Source organism: Maribacter sp. R77961 (genome assembly GCF_044594925.1).
Lineage (GTDB): Bacteria > Bacteroidota > Bacteroidia > Flavobacteriales > Flavobacteriaceae > Maribacter.
Genome location: NZ_CP138991.1, coordinates 2,174,961 through 2,193,902, shown reverse-complemented (window position 1 = coordinate 2,193,902; position 18,942 = coordinate 2,174,961). Strand labels below are relative to the sequence as shown.

General features: G+C 37.9%; 15 protein-coding genes. 7 read left to right on the top strand and 8 right to left on the bottom strand.

The annotated features are described in order from the left end of the window. Position 1: 1 nt before the first annotated feature. Complete coding sequence (locus SJY09_RS09705; protein WP_396635522.1) at positions 2 to 1,156, bottom strand: 5-(carboxyamino)imidazole ribonucleotide synthase; 1,155 nt, start codon at positions 1,154 to 1,156, stop codon at positions 2 to 4. A 138-nt stretch (positions 1,157 to 1,294) separates the two neighbouring features. Between SJY09_RS09705 and SJY09_RS09700 the strand changes: the two genes are divergently transcribed. The 6 genes from SJY09_RS09700 to SJY09_RS09675 all read left to right on the top strand — a co-directional run bounded on the left by SJY09_RS09700 (position 1,295) and on the right by SJY09_RS09675 (position 6,735). Then, positions 1,295 to 2,401: an adenylate kinase gene (locus SJY09_RS09700; RefSeq protein ID WP_396635521.1), complete on the top strand. Its 1,107-nt coding sequence runs from the start codon at positions 1,295 to 1,297 to the stop codon at positions 2,399 to 2,401. A gap of 190 nt (positions 2,402 to 2,591) precedes the next feature. Then, the gene (gene obgE, locus SJY09_RS09695) at positions 2,592 to 3,593 is read left to right on the top strand and encodes a GTPase ObgE (RefSeq protein ID WP_396635520.1); all 1,002 of its coding nucleotides are present in this window, start codon (positions 2,592 to 2,594) and stop codon (positions 3,591 to 3,593) included. 98 nt (positions 3,594 to 3,691) lie between these two features. Then, positions 3,692 to 4,219 carry a DUF4136 domain-containing protein gene (locus SJY09_RS09690; RefSeq protein WP_396635519.1) on the top strand — a complete coding sequence of 176 codons (528 nt, stop codon included), beginning with the start codon at positions 3,692 to 3,694 and terminating at the stop codon, positions 4,217 to 4,219. Positions 4,220 to 4,528: 309 nt separating this feature from the next. Continuing rightward, entirely contained in the window at positions 4,529 to 4,732 is a 204-nt protein-coding gene (locus SJY09_RS09685; protein ID WP_396635518.1) for a hypothetical protein, read from the top strand. 201 nt (positions 4,733 to 4,933) lie between these two features. Beyond that, complete coding sequence (locus tag SJY09_RS09680) at positions 4,934 to 6,004, top strand: sensor histidine kinase (protein ID WP_396635517.1); 1,071 nt, start codon at positions 4,934 to 4,936, stop codon at positions 6,002 to 6,004. Further along, on the top strand, positions 6,001 to 6,735 hold the full coding sequence (locus tag SJY09_RS09675; protein ID WP_396635516.1) for a LytR/AlgR family response regulator transcription factor: 735 nt from the start codon (positions 6,001 to 6,003) through the stop codon (positions 6,733 to 6,735). The genes SJY09_RS09680 and SJY09_RS09675 overlap by 4 nt, the downstream gene beginning before the upstream one ends. Before the next feature lie 11 nt (positions 6,736 to 6,746). Here SJY09_RS09675 and SJY09_RS09670 read toward each other — a convergent pair whose 3' ends face one another. From SJY09_RS09670 to SJY09_RS09645, 6 genes are all read right to left on the bottom strand, one after another. After that, positions 6,747 to 7,760, bottom strand: a complete 1,014-nt coding sequence (locus tag SJY09_RS09670) for a transglutaminase domain-containing protein (RefSeq protein WP_396635515.1) — start codon at positions 7,758 to 7,760, stop codon at positions 6,747 to 6,749. Then, a complete protein-coding gene (locus SJY09_RS09665) occupies positions 7,760 to 8,494 on the bottom strand; it encodes a carboxypeptidase-like regulatory domain-containing protein (protein ID WP_396635514.1) in 735 nt (244 codons plus the stop codon). Before SJY09_RS09665 ends, SJY09_RS09670 begins: the two co-directional genes overlap by 1 nt. Positions 8,495 to 8,681: 187 nt before the next feature. Next, a complete protein-coding gene (locus SJY09_RS09660) occupies positions 8,682 to 9,224 on the bottom strand; it encodes a hypothetical protein (protein ID WP_396635513.1) in 543 nt (180 codons plus the stop codon). 63 nt (positions 9,225 to 9,287) lie between these two features. Then, the gene (locus tag SJY09_RS09655) at positions 9,288 to 15,656 is read right to left on the bottom strand and encodes a carboxypeptidase-like regulatory domain-containing protein (protein ID WP_396635512.1); all 6,369 of its coding nucleotides are present in this window, start codon (positions 15,654 to 15,656) and stop codon (positions 9,288 to 9,290) included. Between the two features lie 223 nt (positions 15,657 to 15,879). Then, the gene (locus SJY09_RS09650) at positions 15,880 to 16,665 is read right to left on the bottom strand and encodes an SDR family oxidoreductase (protein ID WP_396635511.1); all 786 of its coding nucleotides are present in this window, start codon (positions 16,663 to 16,665) and stop codon (positions 15,880 to 15,882) included. A gap of 23 nt (positions 16,666 to 16,688) precedes the next feature. Next, positions 16,689 to 17,006 carry a cupin domain-containing protein gene (locus SJY09_RS09645; RefSeq protein ID WP_396635510.1) on the bottom strand — a complete coding sequence of 106 codons (318 nt, stop codon included), beginning with the start codon at positions 17,004 to 17,006 and terminating at the stop codon, positions 16,689 to 16,691. A gap of 99 nt (positions 17,007 to 17,105) precedes the next feature. On the opposite strand from SJY09_RS09645, the gene murC reads away from it, so the two are divergent. Then, on the top strand, positions 17,106 to 18,461 hold the full coding sequence (gene murC / locus SJY09_RS09640; protein WP_396635509.1) for a UDP-N-acetylmuramate--L-alanine ligase: 1,356 nt from the start codon (positions 17,106 to 17,108) through the stop codon (positions 18,459 to 18,461). 4 nt (positions 18,462 to 18,465) lie between these two features. On the opposite strand, the gene SJY09_RS09635 is transcribed toward murC, so the two are convergent. Further along, complete coding sequence (locus SJY09_RS09635) at positions 18,466 to 18,909, bottom strand: DUF1569 domain-containing protein (protein ID WP_396635508.1); 444 nt, start codon at positions 18,907 to 18,909, stop codon at positions 18,466 to 18,468. Between the last annotated feature and the right edge of the window lie 33 nt (positions 18,910 to 18,942).

The following is an 18,942-nucleotide window of genomic DNA, read 5'->3' as shown; positions in this document are numbered from 1 at the left end:
ACTATTTGCTTATTACTTTAATCGTTTCCTTTACTTTTTGTGCCACTTTTCTTGCCTCGTTAATATCTTCATTTACAATGGTAACATGTCCCATTTTGCGGAAAGGTCGGGTTTGTTTTTTTCCATATATATGGGGTGTAACACCATCCATATCCATAATGGCATCGATATTTTCGTAGATCACTTCTCCTTTATGGCCTTCTGCGCCTACAAGGTTTACCATAATCCCTGCAACCTTACTGTCTGTCTTCCCTAAGGGTAAATTAAGAATGGCTCGTATGTGTTGTTCAAATTGATTGGTATAGCTCCCTTCAATACTATAATGTCCACTATTATGGGGTCTTGGAGCTACTTCGTTTACTAAAATGTCATCCTCTTGGGTCTGAAACATTTCAACGGCAAGCAGACCGGTAAGACCTATTTTTTCAGAAACTTTTAGCGCTAAATTTTGCGCTTTTTCCGCTATTTTTTCATCTATCCTTGCCGGACAGATAACATATTCTACTTGGTTTGCTTCAGGATGAAATTCCATCTCCACAACAGGATAGGTTTTTACTGCCCCGTCGGCATTTCTAGCTACAATGACCGCCAGTTCATTTTTAAACGGAATCATATCTTCCGCAATACACTCCCCTGGAGGTAAACCGGTTAAATCTTCTATTTTTCGTATTACTTTTACACCTTGTCCATCATAGCCAAATTGCGCTACTTTCCAAACAAAAGGGAGGGTTAAACCCCCATTATGCAAACTATCGGCTATCTCACTCAGATAAGCGAACCGTTGAAAAGGAGCTGTTGGTATATCATGGTCCGTGTAGAACAGTTTTTGTTTTGCTTTATTTTGAATAATTCGCAAGGCATTGGGTTGGGGATATACTTTAATACCTTCTTTTTCTAACTGCGCTAGGGCGTCCAAGTTTATATTTTCAATCTCTATGGTAAGAACGTCAACATCTTTTCCAAAATTATATACCGTATCATAATCCAATAGACTTCCCTGAACAAATTCATTACAAGCTATTTTACACGGAGCCTCTTCAGATGCGTCCAGAACTTTTGTGACTATATCCCATTTTCGGGTTTCATAAAGCATCATTTTGCCTAATTGCCCACCTCCTAAAATACCAAGCTTAAAATTCGATGAAAAATAGTTCATGCCTTCAACAGTCTTTTTTGATTTTAAAATACACCCTGTTTACCACAAAAATACGTTTAAAAATGAGAATCCAATTGGCTAAAATTCAAAAACACGCCCCAATATGCTATCTTTGCCCACCTTACTAATTTTTAAAAATTGATACAACTTCACGACAAATTTTTCAAACCTTTTATTAGCGAGAAGGAAATTCAGCAAGCAGTAAAGCGTGTTGCGGATACCATCGCTGCCGATTATAGGGATACGACACCGATTTTTGTGGGTGTTTTAAATGGGTCGTTCATGTTCGTATCTGACTTTTTAAAGGCTTACGAGTACCCTTGCGAGGTTTCTTTTGTTAAACTAAGTTCCTACCAAGGACTTACTTCAACAGGGATTGTGGAGACTTTGCTGGATTTACCTGAAAATATAGAAGGCAGGGATGTCATTATCTTGGAAGATATTATAGATACCGGTCGCACACTTCAAGAATTGGTACATTTATTTTCTAATACCAACGTAAAAGAATTTAAAATAGCCAGTCTTTTTTATAAGTCAGAGGTATATAATGGAGAATACGCCATAGATTATTTTGGATTGGAAATTCCGGACCGCTTTATTGTGGGTTACGGATTAGATTATAAAGAATTAGGAAGAAATTTTAGAGAAGTATACCAACTAAACCAAAAACATATGATAAATCTTGTACTATTTGGAAAGCCCGGAGCGGGAAAAGGTACCCAGGCCCAATTTTTAAAAGAACAGTACAATCTAAAACACATTTCAACCGGAGATGTTTTTCGTTTCAACATTAAGAACGGTACGGAACTAGGTAATTTGGCCAAGTCTTATATCGATAAAGGTGATTTGGTTCCTGATGCTGTTACAATTAAGATGTTAGAGGATGAGGTAGGGAAAAATCCTGATGCTGACGGATTTATTTTTGATGGTTTTCCCCGTACAGCTGCGCAAGCAGAAGCGTTGGATAATTTTTTGGAATCAAAGGATATGAAAATTAATGCTACCATAGCTTTAGAAGCCAATGATGAGGTGTTAATAGCACGTTTGTTAGAAAGGGGTAAGGTTAGTGGCCGTTCAGATGACCAAGACGTGGATAAGATTAGAAACCGTTTTGAGGAGTACAGTTTAAAAACAGCCCCTTTAAAGAATTATTACGAGGACCAAAATAAATTCCATAGCGTTAATGGTATTGGTTCTATTGAAGAAATTACGGAACGTTTGACCAAGGTCATAGCATCGTTATAATTGGCTGAAGAAGTAATACGACCAAAAGAAGCTATCAAGGGTTGTTTTGTAACAGGCTGTTCTGCGGTCTTTATTTTTTTTCTGATTGCCTTAATTTATCTGGTTTATCTATTTTATTTTGATGATTCATTAGATTTCGACTAAGATTTTTCCGTTTAATAAGTTGATAAGCTTAGACTAAATACCGAAAATGACCGAAGGAAATTTTGTAGATTATGTAAAAGTGTTTTTAACCTCTGGTAACGGGGGCAAAGGTTCAGTGCATCTACATAGAGAAAAGTTTATAACCAAGGGAGGTCCTGATGGCGGAGATGGTGGTCGTGGTGGTCATATTATTCTTAGAGGTAATCAGAACTTATGGACTTTAGTTACTTTTAAGTACAAGAAGCATTTTAAAGCAGGTCATGGTGCTCATGGCGCAAAGAGCAGAAGTACGGGTGCCGATGGTGATGATGTGTACTTGGATGTGCCGTTGGGGACTATTTTAAGAGATGCAGAAACGAATGAAGAGCTATTGGAGATTACCGAACATGGCGAGGAAAAAATAGTTGTGGAAGGTGGTATGGGTGGTCGTGGCAATTGGCATTTTAGAACGTCAACCAACCAGACGCCAAGATATGCACAACCAGGAAAAGAAGGAACTGAAGGCGCTTTTATTTTAGAACTGAAAATTTTGGCAGATGTAGGATTGGTAGGCTTCCCCAATGCCGGTAAGTCTACTTTACTTTCTGTTATTACCTCCGCTAGGCCTAAGATTGCCGATTACGAATTTACTACCCTTAAACCAAATTTAGGAATTGTGGAGTACAGAGACTTTAAAAGTTTCGTAATGGCAGATATTCCGGGAATTATCGAGGGTGCTGCCGAAGGGAAAGGTCTTGGACACTATTTCTTAAGGCATATAGAGCGCAATGCTACATTACTCTTTCTCATTCCTGCGGATAGTCCTGACATCAGTAAGGAATATGAAATCCTCTTGGATGAGCTACGAAGGTACAACCCTGAATTATTGGACAAAGAACGCCTAATAGCGATTTCTAAAAGCGATATGTTAGATGATGAATTGATAGATGAAATGCGTACGGAACTGGATGTGGACTTAAATGGGGTTCCTTATATGTTTATATCGTCTGTTGCTCAAATGGGAATTAAAGCGCTGAAAGATAGGCTTTGGACCATGATAAACGTGTAGTAGAATTTCAAGTTTTACGTAAGTAGTAGTTTGGGCGAGTTTGTTCTTTAAAAAGCAAGAAGGTTGATTTTTGCGTATATTGAGGTAAAATAGTGATTATGAAATATTTCAGTTACCTATTGCTCCTGTTCATCTTTTCCTCTTGTGGAGCCATCCAAGTGGATTATGATTATGACCGTAATGCTGATTTTTCCTCTTATACCACATACAATTACTTTGCTGACATGGAAACGGGTCTAAGTCAATTAGATGAAAAAAGACTTTTGAACGCCATGGATATTACATTACAATCTAAAGGGCTTATGTTCTCGGAAGAGGCAGATATTTTCATCAATATAAAAAGTACTGTTTTTAGGGCACAGGCAGGTAATTCCGTAGGTGTTGGTCTGGGCGGTGGTGGTCGAAACGTTGGGGGCGGAGTTTCTATAGGTATACCCGTAGGTGGTCCTAAACTCAATAGGGAAATACAGGTAGACTTGGTGGATATTAAAAAAGATGTTCTGATTTGGCAAGCTGTAAGTGAAAGCCCGTTCAAAGAGGGTAGCTCTCCTTTAGAAAAAGAACAAAAAATGCAAGAACTTGTCATTAAAATTTTTGATAAGTACCCTCCTAAATCAAGCAAATAGCGCTAAATATTATCTTCTGAAATAGCACTACTTTTTAATACCCTAAAATCAGCTAAAACTCCCATTTCACAGTAGTTTTGATTCATTTTTGTAGTGACAGAAGAACTTTAAAATTCTGAATATCAATTAATTACATTTTAGTCAAGGAAAATGTCCGTTCGGGTGTTTCTTTCTACCGTTCGTCATATTTTAGTATGCCAATCTGGATTTCTCACTTAGATTTACACCATCGAACAAAATGAATACTTCAAAAAATAAAAGTATCAAGTTTGAAAAATAAAATCAACTAATTATTAAAAACATACAATCATGAAAACAATCGACAAAACAAAATTAACAGTATTAAGTATCGGAGTAGTAACAGTTATAGCTTCTTTATTCGGAGCGGTAAGTAGTTTAAATCTTATGGATTATTTCTTTCCACTTTACGCAGGGTTAACATTAGTAGGAGTATCACTCTTAAATAAGGAACGCAATACCGAATGTGCTACAAAACCTTCCATGCTTAAATAATTTAATACCGTTTAGTGCTTTAACGCAACTAAACGGTATTGGTATTACAGTCAGCCAAACTTTTAATTCTATAAAAAATATCATGATCGCAATAGTAAAATTACTTTTATCCCTTCTTATTACTATATTCTTCTAGAGCAAAAAAGAAACAATAGCTACCTTGAATATTAAACTATATTTGAAGTTGAAAATTAGGATTGAATGAGTTCATTTATAAAGGAACACAGATGGCATTTTTACTTTTGGACCGTACAGTTATTAGGCTGGGGCGGACTGGTTTTCGTTGCCTACGCTTTTACGCCGGATATGGATGGTTACAAGTCCAGTAAGTTATTTTATTACGGACTTATATCTACTTTTTTAATAGGTATTTTATCAACAAGTTTATTGCGCTCTTTCTTGAAAAGAGTGCTAAATTTTGATGCTTTTAATTCCAAACAACTTCTAAAGATTTTTGTGGGAATAGGAGTTGCCGCTCTCATTTATTTTGGGCTTTCTTATGGTTTTGGTCATTTTGTAGGAAAATTTTCCGAGGAGCACGTAAAAGTTCCAGAGATGTACAAGGATTTTGGAATTGGGTTGTTATTGATTAATTCCTTCATCACCATAATGGGTTGGACAGTTTTCTATATGTCCGTGAAAATAGCGGCAAAACTTAACGCAAATCGTTTGGAACGCGCTGAACTTAACAGCACTTTAAAACAAGCCCAGTTAAACACCTTAAAAGGACAAATAAATCCTCATTTTATGTTCAATAGCCTTAATAATATTAGAGGTCTCATGCTAGAAGATGTGGAAAAATCTCGGGATATGCTGACGAAGTTATCAGAAATGCTTCGCTATTCCTTGACCAAAAATAATATTAATGCCATCTCACTAGAGGAAGAGTTAGAAATGGTAGATAATTACATTGCTCTTTCAAAAATTCAATTTGAAGACCGCTTAAAGTTTGTAAAGGAAATCGATAAAGGCACTCTTGGTTTTCAGATACCTCCGATGATCATACAATTACTGGTTGAAAATGCAACGAAACACGGTATTTCTAATCTAAAATCTGGAGGTACCATAAAACTAACTGCTGAAAAGACGGAGGATGTACTTTCTATAAAAGTGGTGAATACCGGGAAATTAATGATAGCTCATAATTCTACGCAGTTAGGGCTAAAGAATATTAAACAGCGCTTGCGTTTACTATACGGTGTAAAGGCTTCTTTTATGCTAAAAGAGGTCAACGAGGAAGTAGTGGCAACTATTAAAATACCATTGTCATGAGTGATACAATTAAAGCGGTACTGGTGGAAGACTCTCGTTTGGCCCGTAATGAGTTGAAGGAACTGATTAGAAAACACGGACAGATAGCGATCGTAGGAGAAGCTGAAAACGTGGATGATGGTTACAAATTAATTCAAGAAAGCCGTCCAGATTTACTCTTTTTGGACATCAATATGCCAGAAAAGGATGGGTTTGAATTATTGGAAATGTTAGATGAGGTACCCATAACTATTTTTACTACCGCTTTTGATGAGTATGCCATAAAATCGTTTGAATACAATGCACTGGACTATTTGTTGAAACCGATTAACGAAAAACGTTTTGCGCAAGCGATAGCCAAAGTTGAAGATAAGCTGGATGCTGAAAAGGAACAAGCCTTGGCACCTAGCGAACGCCTTACCGGAAACAGTCAAATATTTATTAAGGATGGTGAAAAATGCTGGCTCGTAAAAGTCGGGGATATTTCACATTTTGAAATCGTTGGAAATTATACCAGGGTATTTTTCCAAGAAGAGAGTCCAATGCTATATAAATCCCTAAACCAAGTAGAGGAGAAACTACCCGAAAAGTATTTCTTTAGAGCCAATCGCCAACAAATAATAAATACTAATTTTATTTCAGATGTAGTGCCCTGGTTTAATGGGAAGCTAAAATTAACTATGGTTAACACAGACGAGATAGAAGTATCTAGAAGGCAATCCTATTTGTTCAAGGATAAAATGAGTCTTTAGGGAAAGACCATTTATTTGCGTTTTACTTTTACCACATAGGTAGCTACGATAGCATCTTTATAGCGTAAATGAACATCAAAGCTTCCAGCTTGTTCAAAACGGTGCTTTAAAGTGTAGGTGTTGTTGTTAATTGTTATTTCTGGTTGTATTTCTTTCGTTGCACCATTGTGAACTAGGAGTAAACTTAGTTGTTCCTTGGTTACTAAGGAAGGGGCATTCATTTCAAATGTAACAAGTTTATTTTTCACTATTTCTAATTGCATTTGATGTGGAGCTGTGGGAATGATTTCGGCAGAAAATGCTTCTTTATAGACTACTGGTCCTGCAATGAACTGTGAGAAACTGGGAATGGACTCAAGTAAGGCCCATGTGCCGTCTAAGGGATAATGATTTTTTATAAATAATTTTGGGTCGGCCAAGAAATATCCATCAGCGTATTGACTTTTAAATCTGGGGCCATCTTTTTCTACGACGATAAGCCCTGCAGACCAAGTTGCATCGCACAAGTACCATTTATTTTGGAGTAAAATCGCGTTCCAAGAATGGTTGGCATTACTGTCTTTGTTCAAATTTAAAGTAGCTGTACGCCCATAGCCATCTATAATTTTACATTGAAGCCCTGATAGATTGGCCATTTCCTTAATGAGATAGGCATAGCCGGTACACGCCGTTTTTTTTGTTGCCAATAATTTTTCAAATACTTTAGGTGTAAAAGATTGATTCCATTCTAAAAAACCCTCCCTGTCCTTAGATAGTTTTTTGCGCTTATTACTTGTTCTTATGTATGCGCCATAATCATTTTCAATATTGGTGCAGACCCAGGTGTACATTGCTCTAAATTTCTCTACATCGGTAGTAAAACCTCCTGTAAGGTCATAAACCAGCAGGGGTAAATTATCTAGTGAGGCTCCTTTATAGGATTGGGCAACACTATCCGCTTTCTTGAAATCGATTTCTGAAAAGTTAGATTGTTGCCCGTAAGAATAATATAGTCCCGTTAAAATAAAAAAGTAGACTAATTTCATTATCGAAATAAATCTGCTACTTTTTCAAAGAATGTTCTTTTTGAAGAATAAACGCCGTCTATGACCACTTCGCCCATTAGTTCTACATCTGCAAAATCAAAATTAATGGTGATGTCCAGTACTGATGTTGAGCTTTCTGGAACAATATACTCCTTGGTTTCATAACCCAAATAGCTAAAAAGTAGTACATCACCAACTTCTAGCGCTTGTGGAAATTCGAATTTACCATCAAAATCTGTTGATACGCCTACCTTAGTTCCTTTTAGAAATACATTGGCTCCAGGTAGGGGAAGGTTCTCTTCGTCCAGAACGGTTCCCTTTACGGTAAACCCTTGAGCTATTTTAGGGCTAATATTGCTTTGGTCGGTATTGAAACTGGTCCTTGATATATTTTGGGGTAATTGGGGTTTGCTGTCTTGAGCATTAATGGTATTTAACACGCACAAAGAGAGTAATGAAAAGCTTAGCATGCCTAAATGCTTTGCGAATTGGTTGACGTGCAAACGATTCGCTGTTGTAGTTTCGTATGATTTGAGTTGGGAGGTCTTAAAACGTCCGCATGTTTTTTTCTCGCTACTCCTAAAATGATTCATAAGTGCTTTTTCTGACATTGCCCTAAAATCTATAACTTCTAGGTTACAAGATAGACAAAATCCTCCTTTTTTGGTTTCGTCGAAATTTTCAAAATTTTCTGAACATGGTTTTTTTACTGTGATACGAAGTGCGTTTTTCATGAGTATTTGATTTTAGGATTATACTCCTAAATTAATTTAGAAAAGGCGTTAGAAAACCAGTAATGAGCGAAAGTCTCTTTTGAATGAGGGAAATAATAAAAAGCCCCGGTGAGAATAAATGCTGACATCGAAACACTTTTTTTTTAAACAACAAATTGGCTAGTAGGTCTATAGGTAGTTATGAAAATTACCGTGCTATCGGCTGTAAATCTGGCCCATAAAATATTTCTTCTATATCATGTTTTTTGGCATAGTCGACTACTTCCTTATCGTATGCCGCCCATAAAGTCTCTTTGGTAGAATAAATAGCGTCTAAATAATCATCGTATTCGGAAAGTAATTGTTCTAACGCTTCGGGTTGTAGTTTTTTATCAAGCTGTTCTAGTAGTGTTATCATTTTTGGGTCCTTTGCGCTATAGATATCGTGTTCTAAATAAGCTATGGCTGACTTGACCATAGGATCAGATTCTGAACTACCCATAAAACCACGAAGTTCCTCGAGATAGGTTTCATTGATCAGAATCCTGTTTTGAACCCTACTGACCAGACCTATGGATTCTGGCTCATTACCGTCTTGAATGTTTGCAATCCGAGATTCCATATCACTTAGACTAATAGCCATATTGCCTGCGTAAACTGCCTTGGAGTAGTATTCTTTGGGTTCTTTACAGCCAGTTACAACAATTAGTAGTAATAGACCTATTTTAATAAACTTTCGTATTGCCATCATTTTTTCGATTAAACTAAGATTGCGTTTAGCTATTACTTTTATAATTTCTGTAGTGGTTTCTAATTAGTTTACTTGTACCCGAACTCCTTCTGAATGACTACTAAATTCGGGCGCATACATACTCTGTATCGTTGTAATTCCGTTACTGAAATCGCCTGAGTTATTAACGCGAACATCATACTCAAAAACATAAATACCTTTTGGTAGGTAGTCAAAAAAGAAATTAGTGCTGGCGTCCTTCGTGCTTTCATAATAGCCAAGACCGTCTTGCCATTTATAGTTAGATAGTACATTAACAGGTTCAAATCCTGCGGCACGCATATCTTTCATGTGAATGAACTCCATGTTCCTATCGGCCCGTAATTCTATTCGAATACGGACTACATCACCTACTTTAAGTTTTGTCGCTTCGGTAATCTCAGAAATTTCTTCACCAGTAGGCGTATTCTTTTTTAAGAATAGTTTCTTTTTCAGTTTTAGTGGGGTTTCTGCCGAGGTTATTTTATCTAAATCTTCAAAATATTGCCAGTATAAAGCGCCCCATGCAATACCATTTCCCTTCTTGGAAATTTGTACAGACGCCATTTCTGGTTGTATTTCTGAGCTATTCCAGGAGGTTTTAAAATACCCAGTGCCTGCCTCTACTTTTGAATCTTCTAGTTTTTCTGGTGCTATTTTTTTACCGCCCACGAGTACATCAACGGCATCTGTAACAGAGAGCCAATCACTTCCTTGTAACAGTAAAGCGTAGACGGCTTCGGTAGTTGCTTTTGTGGTTTTCCATTGGTTCGTTTGCTTGTTCTTTAATAGCCATATTTTTAAGTTATCAATAGTAGTGACATCGGCATCTATTTCAGAGAAAGCTTCAATAAGCAATGCTTGTGTTTCAATAGGTGCTTGGTACCAGTGCCAGGAACTGGTATTTTCTTTCCAATACATACCCAATTCATCGGATACAATGCTATTCTCTCTTAAGGAGCGTGTTATCCTGCGTGCTGTTTTTTCATCACCGTTCCTTTGCATGATGAGTGCCAGCATTCCTTTGGAGTATAGGTTTCTTTTGGCCCAGTAGGTGCGTGCTTGACCTTGATAATAAGCGCTAATTTTAGCTACTTGTTTAGAGCTCTTAATATCCTTGAAAAAGCTTCTCATATACAGATAATGTAGCTGCGTATTGCTTAAATGGTCCTGTGATAAATCCGTGGCATACTTTTTCATATTCGTGTACTCTTCCACGAAAGCTTTATCCAAATAACGAACTGCTCTTTCTATCATTCGCACTTCGTTTTCATTGGAGCTAACAGATAGCCGCTTGAGATGGCCCAGGCCTGAAATAATATGTTGCGTAATAAATCTGTTTTCGCGCCCACCTTTAAACCAAGGCCAAGCACCAGATGACATTTGACTGTTTTCTAGCTTTTTTAGGGCAATTTCCTGTTCGCTCCTCATTTTATTCAAATCGAAAAGTAAGGCAATGCGTTTCTTCTGTTGGGTTTCAGATTGGGCATCCCTTAACCATGGTGTTTCTTGGATGAGTAAGGCTTTTAACTCTTGGTTCTTTTCTAAATTACTCAATAAGGCATCAGTATTTGCCCATTGTTGAAATACCTCTTTTATCCTAGGATTGGAATTAGCGATATGGCTTGCTAGGGAATTGGCGTAATATCTAGAAAAGGTCTGTTCGTTACACTCATACGGATACTCCATCAAATAGGGGAGTGCTTGTACTGCATACCAGGCAGGATTGGACGTCATTTCCAAAGTTAGTTTATGGTTGCTCAGCGTAGTTGAAGTATTGTCCTTAAGCTTGTCCAGTCTAAATCTCTTGGTTTGATTACTTCTTACCCACATGGGCAGTGTCTCCGTAACTAGCATACGATTTGTTAGCACGGGTAGTACATTCTGTTCTCCATCGCTAAAATCACCGGCTTTAGCTACAATCTTGTATTGTACGCCTTGGAGGCCCTTTGGAATAGTAATGGTCCATGATAATTGTGTATTTCCTTTGGCATCAACTTGGAAATTTTGCGTTTTTGAGTTGTTTTGTAACAGGGAATCTATGGATTTTCCTGTAAGCACATCCGTTAATTCCAATTGACCAAAACCATTCAAATCTTCTTCGGAAAGGTTAGAAATTTTACTGCTGATGGTAATTTTATCACCCTCACGTAAAAATCGTGGTGGGTTAGGTAGTACCATAAGCTCCTTCTGTGTTACAGTAGAAAGTCTTTTGGAGACTGTTTTTAAGTCTTTTGTATACCCTAGTAATTGCAAATTCCAACGGGTTAAGGCTTCTGGAGTAGTAAAACTAAAGCTGATATTTCCGTCTTTATCTGTACGAAGTTGTGGAAAGAAGAACGCAGTTTCTTGAAGGTTCTTTCGGATTTTGACATCGGAGAAGTCTTGAGGTTTTTGATATTCTTCCGATTCTTCTGGCGAAGGTGCAGCATTTATAGAAACACCTGCGGCTCTTCCTTGAAGTGCACCTGCAACATCCATTTCCATGTCATCACTTGATACCGAAGAAGCAGCACCAGTAACTGCTTTTCTTTTTTGTACTCCATATCCCATAACAACAACTTCTTCCAGTGCGGAGGAATCCTCTTGCATGTAGAGCAAGTGAAAGTTATCCGTTCCTATTTTTTGTCTTAAACTAGTCTGTCCTATAAAGGAAAAAATGAGTTCCTGACCTATGGCGGCTTTTATGGAGAAATTACCATCAAAATCGGTTTGTGTTCCAATGGTTGTTCCTTTTACAACGACGCTTACACCGGGTAATGGCTGACCGTCTTGGTCGTATACTGTTCCGCTAACATAACCCGTTTTGACCGAGGTGTCCAAACGGGAAGAATTTCTTAAACTCGCCTGCCTTCTTCTAAGGTAATTGCGTTGTGCGTAAATTGGATTTCTAAAATCTAGCCCAAACCACTCCAAACGGTCAAAATCTAGATTAGGAATTGCATCTAAAATTGAATTAGCATTATAGTTTCTAAAAGCTTTGTTTCCAAAGCTTTGATTGGCATTGCTGTAGGTATTGGAGTAGTAGTACGGTCTAGAAATGGGATTAAAGTTCCAGCTATGACCTCTAAATTGTTCTAAAGAAGCATCATACATACTGGTGAGCAGTTCGGCAGTTACCTTTTCGCCCTTTGGGCCTTTTATGCTGAAACTCCAAGTTTCATCGGTTCCTGGTTGTATTTTATCTCTAAAGGTTAGTGTTTCAATCTCTAAATCGGCTTGTGGATAGGGAACGCTAATCGGAACACTACCGGATTGAAAAGAATTATACACCGTAAAGCTGTAGTTAACCGCAAAACCACCTAAGTCTTCGGCGGTCACAGGAACGGTAATTGTTTCGCAACCTTGTTTAAAATCAAGGATTTTTTTTCGAACCAACTTCTTATCCTTTTCAACCAATACGGTTAAATAGGCATCTTTTGCATTACTGTAGAAGGTAATTTCCGCTAAATCCCCTACGCTATAGGATGGCTTGTCGGTTTTTACCTGAAAAAGTTGATTGTCCGCCACAGTTTTTTCTGTCTTATCGTTAACACTTGTTCTTGTTTTCGCGGTAACCTTTTGACCGAACTTGTCTTTCGTCTCTAAGGTTATGATATACTGCCCGGAAACCCATTTTTTGATGTTTTTAAGGAGTATTTCTGTGCTTTTTTTTGTGTCGAATGTTGTTTCAAGAACTAATTTGCCCTTTTCCCAAGTATTGGGGTCGTGCTCATTGTTGTACGAATCGTTCGGGTAGAGTATTTTAAAGTCCTTTTTGCCCCAGTAGTTATAGTCCGGAGCTGGCCATGGTCTATTTCGTAGGGCGTATTCCGGAGCCTTTAATTTGTACACTTTTAGAATGCCTTTGGCGTATACCTCCTGGCCGTTCAGGTTTTGTGTGCTTATGTTTATTTTTTGATTTTTCGCTGTTTTGTCTAATACCCCATCTACCATAACAGCTGCTGTCATGGCATGATACCCAACCTGTACCGTAGTGCTTGTACTTCTTGTTTCTCCGTTAATATCGGTGATATCGGCCGTTACGTAATAGGAGAAAGTAGGTAGACTTTCTTTATCGGCAGCTAAATCTGGTAGAGCTTTAAAGTTTAGCTCGTAATTACCAGCAGCATCTGTTAGGGTTTCTCCTTGTGTAATCTCCTGAGGTTCCTCGTAAAAGTAGGACCTACTCCAATAGTACCATTGTGGATAGTTAACATTGCGTTGTACACGATAGCTTACTTTGGCACCGGAAATAGTGCTGCCAGCAAAGGCATTTGCACTTCCTTTTACGGTAATACTATCGTTAACGCGATAGCTTTCCGTCACCGGTTTAAAAGAGGTTTCAAATTTTGGACGCTTGTATTCCTCTACATCAAAATAAAAATTCTGGTCTACTAATCCGGAAACACCATAGACTTCCAGGTGAAACTGACCCGTTAGTCCGGTATTAGGAAGAATGAAATCTCCAGCGAAAGAACCAAAATCGTTGGTTTGCAAATCTATTTCTGAAATCATTTGACCATTAACATCATATAGCCCAACGGTCACGGTCTCTTGGCTTGCTACTTTAGAAATGGTATCATCTTTTTCTATGAGCACACCCTTGAAATATAAAGGTTGCCCGGGACGATATATACTTCTATCTTGGAATAGAAATGTGCGGTAGGTGATTTGCGGTTTTTTAGTAGTGCTACTCTTTCGGTTAAGGTATGTGCCTTCAAAAAAGGCAGTTTCTCTACCATGCTCTATTTTAGTGCTTTCAATGGAGATGGAAGACTTGTTTAAAGCTATTTCGCTTAGTCCCATTTTATCTGTCACAAGATTTTTGGTCAATATACTTCCGCGATAGTTTTTGCGATAGTAAAACGTAATTTTTGCTCCTGATTTTGGTTTGCCCGTATTTCTATCCACTACCTGAAAAAGATGCTTATTCGGCATTCTGGTTTCTGAGAATGCCAAGTTGGTTACTTGGAGCGTACTGAAGGAAAAACTAGTTTCATTATTATCTTTATCCGCCAAACTAGAATCCGTTGCTAAGATAACGTACTGCCCCGCTGGTAGTGCTGGTAGCGGTATTTCTATACCGTGCCTTTGATAATCTCCCTCATCTTTAAGCTGAACGGTCCATGAAGTTTGCGTTTTTAGGTTTTGGATATAGGCTAATTGTTTTTTTAAAGGGTACAATTCCGCTAATTTTTTTCTTTGGTTCTGAGAGATGGAATACGCCTTCAGGTTTAAAGATTGGTGGTTTTTATAGTTTACCAACAATCTTGAAGGTTTATTAACGCACAATTGTTTTTCAGAGGTCAATTGTAGCTCCGGGTTAAGTATTTGAGATTTTAAAACCGCACATTTTTGGCCGCCTCTACTATTTGGAAATTGTGCTATACTGGCATCACAGATGGCCATAGCTTCTTTAAGTTTCCATTGAACATCTTTATTGGTAGCACTAAAGGTGCTGCCTTGATTTCTAAGTAACTCGGTAATTTCGTAAAGATACAATGCAGCTACTTCATGTTGCTTCAGGTTTTCGGCGGATTGTTTTAGAACGGAAATAAGGTGTTCGTCCTTATTCTGGAAAACAGCATTGGCGTGAATGTATTTTAGACGTTCAATATCAATGGCGACCAAAGCATCGAGTTTAGGGTTTGGAAAATGAAAAACTACCAATTGCTGGTAAAGGTTCAAGGCCCTTTGCTGTAAAGAAGTTTTATCCTTTGAAGAAATTTGAAGCTGTGTAAAACTATAAGCTTCGCAAAGGAATTCCGGGTCGTCAATTTCAAATTTGTCCGCTGGTCTGGTGATGCTATTCTCATTTGTTTTGTAGAAATCTAAGGCGGCATGCGCCAATACATCAAAAAGGCTTGGCCTGTAGTTTTTGGAACCTTCTTTTTTAAACAATATTTCTTCAAAATTTTCTAAACGCTCTTTTTGAAGCTTTTTGGGATGGGCTAACGACCGTTCAAAATGAAAACTGATCTCATTGAAAAGGGTGGTCAAATCCCAAGTTCTAAAATCAACACTATCTATTTTGGTATCGGTAGTAGTTCTATTGTAGAATTGATATCTATTTTGTTGAAAGTACTGCCAGTACAAATTGGCCAAATAACTTTCAAGAACATTTTTTACAGGAAAATCAGCCTTTTCTATTTCGGCCTTTAAACTGCTTATGGTGTTGAGTTTGGCATCTTCTTCAAGGATTAGACCATACTTGGCTTTAAAAAGAAGTGATTTTATTACTTGACTGTGCTGTTGTTCCTTTCTGGCCTTGCTATTAATGATTTCGACCACTTCTAAAGCAGATTTTGTTAAAACTTCCCTTTCCAGTTTATGAACTTTGGCCCACAATTGTTCATAGGACTTGTTCGGTTCTTGTGCGGGTAGTATCTGGGAAAAGAGAATTACGGTCAAAGTAGTTATCAATGTTTTCATTATTCTAAATTTACTCGATAATCGAGATTTAAACGCTCCCAGGTTTGCCTTGAAGCTTTATGTTTGTTTTTCTTACGATTGTCCTGGGAACGTGTCCCGGGGTCATGAACATAACAAATCTTTACAAAACCTATGCCGTAGCAAAATAGCGTTGAGTTAAGTAGGACTTTTGATTAGGGAACGTGAGGGTTTGGGTTAGGTACTGATTTTCAATAATAAAATATTACATAGATTTTAAAAGACCACCGTCTATGGGGATATTGGTTCCTGTAATGTAGGCTGCCCTGTCCGAGGCTAAAAAAGCGACCAGATAGCCATATTCTTTTGGGTCTCCTATTCTTTTTAAAGGCACCTTGGATTGCATGTCCTTTAAAACTTCATCTTCTGTAATACCAAGTTGTTTTGCCTTTTTTGCGTTGAGTTGGGTAATGCGGTCCGTGTCAAAATACCCGGTAAGAATACTGTTCACCGTTATTTTATTTTGTCCAACAGCTGTTGCCAGCGATTTGGCCCATGTGGTGACGGCAGCTCTTATGGTATTGGATAAAGCTAAATATGAGATTGGTTCTTTAACGGAAACGGAAGCAACATTAATAACCCGTCCCCAGTTGTTTTTTCGCATGTGTTTTAGGGCAAGTTCCGTAGTGTATAGGGTAGTTTTAAATAATAGGTCAAAAGCGTTTTGATAATCGGCAATGTCCTTTTCCAAAGGGTCGCCAGCAGGCGGGCCTTGGGTGTTATTCACAAGAACGTCCACGTAATTATGTTCAAAATAGGTGCTTATTATCTTTTTATAGGTCTCAAAATCTGTAAAATCGACCACAAGATATTGATGTACTTGTCCTTGGGAAGTAGCTAAATTAGCCAAGACCGATTTTAGTTTGGCTTTATTTCTGGACATTAGAGTTACACTGGCACCGCTTTCGGCCAACTGTTGCGCAATAGCTTTGCCAATGCCCGCGCTACTGCCACCTACCAATGCTTTTTTTCCTTTAAGAGCTACGATCATTCTTGTTGTTTTTATGGGATTTGTTATCGGTATTCTTCACGTGCAGGACTAAAAACATCAAGTAACTTACAAGGCGTTAATGCTGTTCCACTATGTTTTTGATGAGCGGCAATGACAACGATATCGCCCGGGTAGTAAGTTTTTGTAATTCCTTCTAGGGTAAATTCAAATTCACCTTCCATAACATGCATAATCTGTTCGTTCATATGTGAATGCTCGGGAACGGTAGCATTTTTTTCTACGGTCCAGAAGGCCATACTCATGTTTTCGCTGTGTACAAGTTTGCCATGATACCCTGGCATGATTTCCTTTGATGCTATACGTTCAAGACTTAGATCCATAATTTGATATTTCTTTACAAGGTAAAAATAAACCGCTGAAGAAAGAAGCAGTTTGTGATGCTATTGGCTATCGCTATCTTTACATTCTAATTTTGTTTGATGAAAATACATTTTATAGCAATAGGTGGTAGTGCCATGCATAACTTGGCACTGGCCCTAGCCCATAAAGGATACGAGATAACCGGTAGTGATGATGTTATTTTTGAACCATCTAAATCTAGATTGAATGCAAAGGGTTTACTACCGACCGAGTTTGGATGGTTTCCTAGCAAAATACATAAAGATCTAGACGCCATTGTTTTGGGAATGCATGCAAAAGCGGATAATCCCGAGTTGATAAAGGCTCAGGAACTTGGCTTAACAATTTATTCTTATCCCGAATTTCTGTATGAGCAATCTAAAAATAAAACTCGGGTCGTTATTGGCGGTAGTCATGGTAAAACTACGATTACTTCAATGATTCTACATGTATTGGATTTTCATGGACGTGAGGTAGATTATATGGTAGGTGCTCAATTGGATGGTTTTGACCGTATGGTACATTTAACGGAAGAGAACGACTTTATCATTCTTGAGGGCGATGAATATTTATCCTCTCCAATAGACCGTAGACCAAAATTTCATTTGTACAAGCCTAATATAGCGCTGTTAAGTGGTATCGCTTGGGACCATATCAATGTATTTCCTACGTTTGATAATTATGTGGAGCAGTTTCAAATTTTTGTAAATAGTATTGTTAACGGTGGGAGTATCACTTATAACGAGGAAGATGCTGAAGTGAAAAGGGTAGTGGAGGCCTCAGAAAATTCAATACGAAAGTTTGCTTATCAAACTCCAGCATATACTGTTGAAGAGGGTCAAACACTTTTAGAAACTCCAGAAGGACCCATGCCTATTGAGGTCTTTGGCGCACATAATTTGAGTAATCTTGCAGGGGCAAAATGGATTTGTCAAAATATGGGTGTAGATGAAGATGATTTTTATGAAGCCATAGCAACGTTCAAGGGCGCGTCTAAAAGACTTGAGAAAATTGCGGAAGGATCTTTTAGTGTAGCCTACAAGGATTTTGCGCACTCACCAAGTAAGGTGGCTGCAACTACCAAAGCTGTTAAGGAGCAATATCCAGACCGTAAGTTAGTAGCTTGCTTGGAACTGCATACCTATAGTAGTTTTAATCCAGAATTCTTAAAAGAGTATAAAGGCGCTTTGGATGCAGCGGACGACCCGGTTATCTTTTTTCTACCAGAATCCGTCGCAATTAAAAAATTAAAAGAAGTAACCCCAGCGCAAATTTCACAGGCTTTTCAAAGGGATGATTTGAAAATTTTTACAGATGCAGCGTGTTTTCATGATTATATAAAAGAGCAGGATTATAAAAACACAACGTTGTTATTAATGAGTTCCGGAAATTATGGCGGACTCGATTTAGATGCAATTCAGAACCTAATGATATAATACCCTAGACTCCAAACTGTTTTAAATGATGGTCTAAATGTTTATACTGTAATTGTCCCCATTGCTCAGGAGTAAACCTCCCGAACATAGGATGAGGATACCAAATATCCCTGTCCTTTAGGGCGTGAAAATCATCCACCAGCGTCTTTAGAAGTTCAGATTCACTTTTAAAATCTTTTGGCTCTTTAGCTTTTAATTCTGGAGAAGTAGGGAGACCTTTACGCCACGGCTTGTCATTATATAAGGACTTTTTGAAAAAGGTTTTAATGAACCAGTTTCCCTTAGAAGTGTTCGCTTTGTTTTTGATAGCCAATTTTAAAGGGTATTGGCAATGCCATGCCATTTGACCTACAGTCATTTTTCCCCATTGCCGTTCGGAACTTTCCGAAAGTTTAGAGATGCGATTAGCAATTTCGTTATGGCCTTCCGTAGTTAATAAGGATTTCATTCTTTGGGTTTTTAAATGATATTGAAATTTACG

Coding starts and splice junctions, on each gene's coding strand:
- SJY09_RS09655 (WP_396635512.1), bottom strand. CDS start 15,656: ATGAAAACATTGATAACTACTTTGACCGTAATTCTCTTTTCCCAGATA.
- SJY09_RS09645 (WP_396635510.1), bottom strand. CDS start 17,006: ATGGATCTAAGTCTTGAACGTATAGCATCAAAGGAAATCATGCCAGGG.
- SJY09_RS09690 (WP_396635519.1), top strand. CDS start 3,692: ATGAAATATTTCAGTTACCTATTGCTCCTGTTCATCTTTTCCTCTTGT.
- SJY09_RS09705 (WP_396635522.1), bottom strand. CDS start 1,156: ATGAACTATTTTTCATCGAATTTTAAGCTTGGTATTTTAGGAGGTGGG.
- SJY09_RS09660 (WP_396635513.1), bottom strand. CDS start 9,224: ATGATGGCAATACGAAAGTTTATTAAAATAGGTCTATTACTACTAATT.
- SJY09_RS09635 (WP_396635508.1), bottom strand. CDS start 18,909: ATGAAATCCTTATTAACTACGGAAGGCCATAACGAAATTGCTAATCGC.
- SJY09_RS09675 (WP_396635516.1), top strand. CDS start 6,001: ATGAGTGATACAATTAAAGCGGTACTGGTGGAAGACTCTCGTTTGGCC.
- SJY09_RS09685 (WP_396635518.1), top strand. CDS start 4,529: ATGAAAACAATCGACAAAACAAAATTAACAGTATTAAGTATCGGAGTA.
- SJY09_RS09680 (WP_396635517.1), top strand. CDS start 4,934: ATGAGTTCATTTATAAAGGAACACAGATGGCATTTTTACTTTTGGACC.
- SJY09_RS09665 (WP_396635514.1), bottom strand. CDS start 8,494: ATGAAAAACGCACTTCGTATCACAGTAAAAAAACCATGTTCAGAAAAT.
- murC (WP_396635509.1), top strand. CDS start 17,106: ATGAAAATACATTTTATAGCAATAGGTGGTAGTGCCATGCATAACTTG.
- SJY09_RS09670 (WP_396635515.1), bottom strand. CDS start 7,760: ATGAAATTAGTCTACTTTTTTATTTTAACGGGACTATATTATTCTTAC.
- SJY09_RS09650 (WP_396635511.1), bottom strand. CDS start 16,665: ATGATCGTAGCTCTTAAAGGAAAAAAAGCATTGGTAGGTGGCAGTAGC.
- obgE (WP_396635520.1), top strand. CDS start 2,592: ATGACCGAAGGAAATTTTGTAGATTATGTAAAAGTGTTTTTAACCTCT.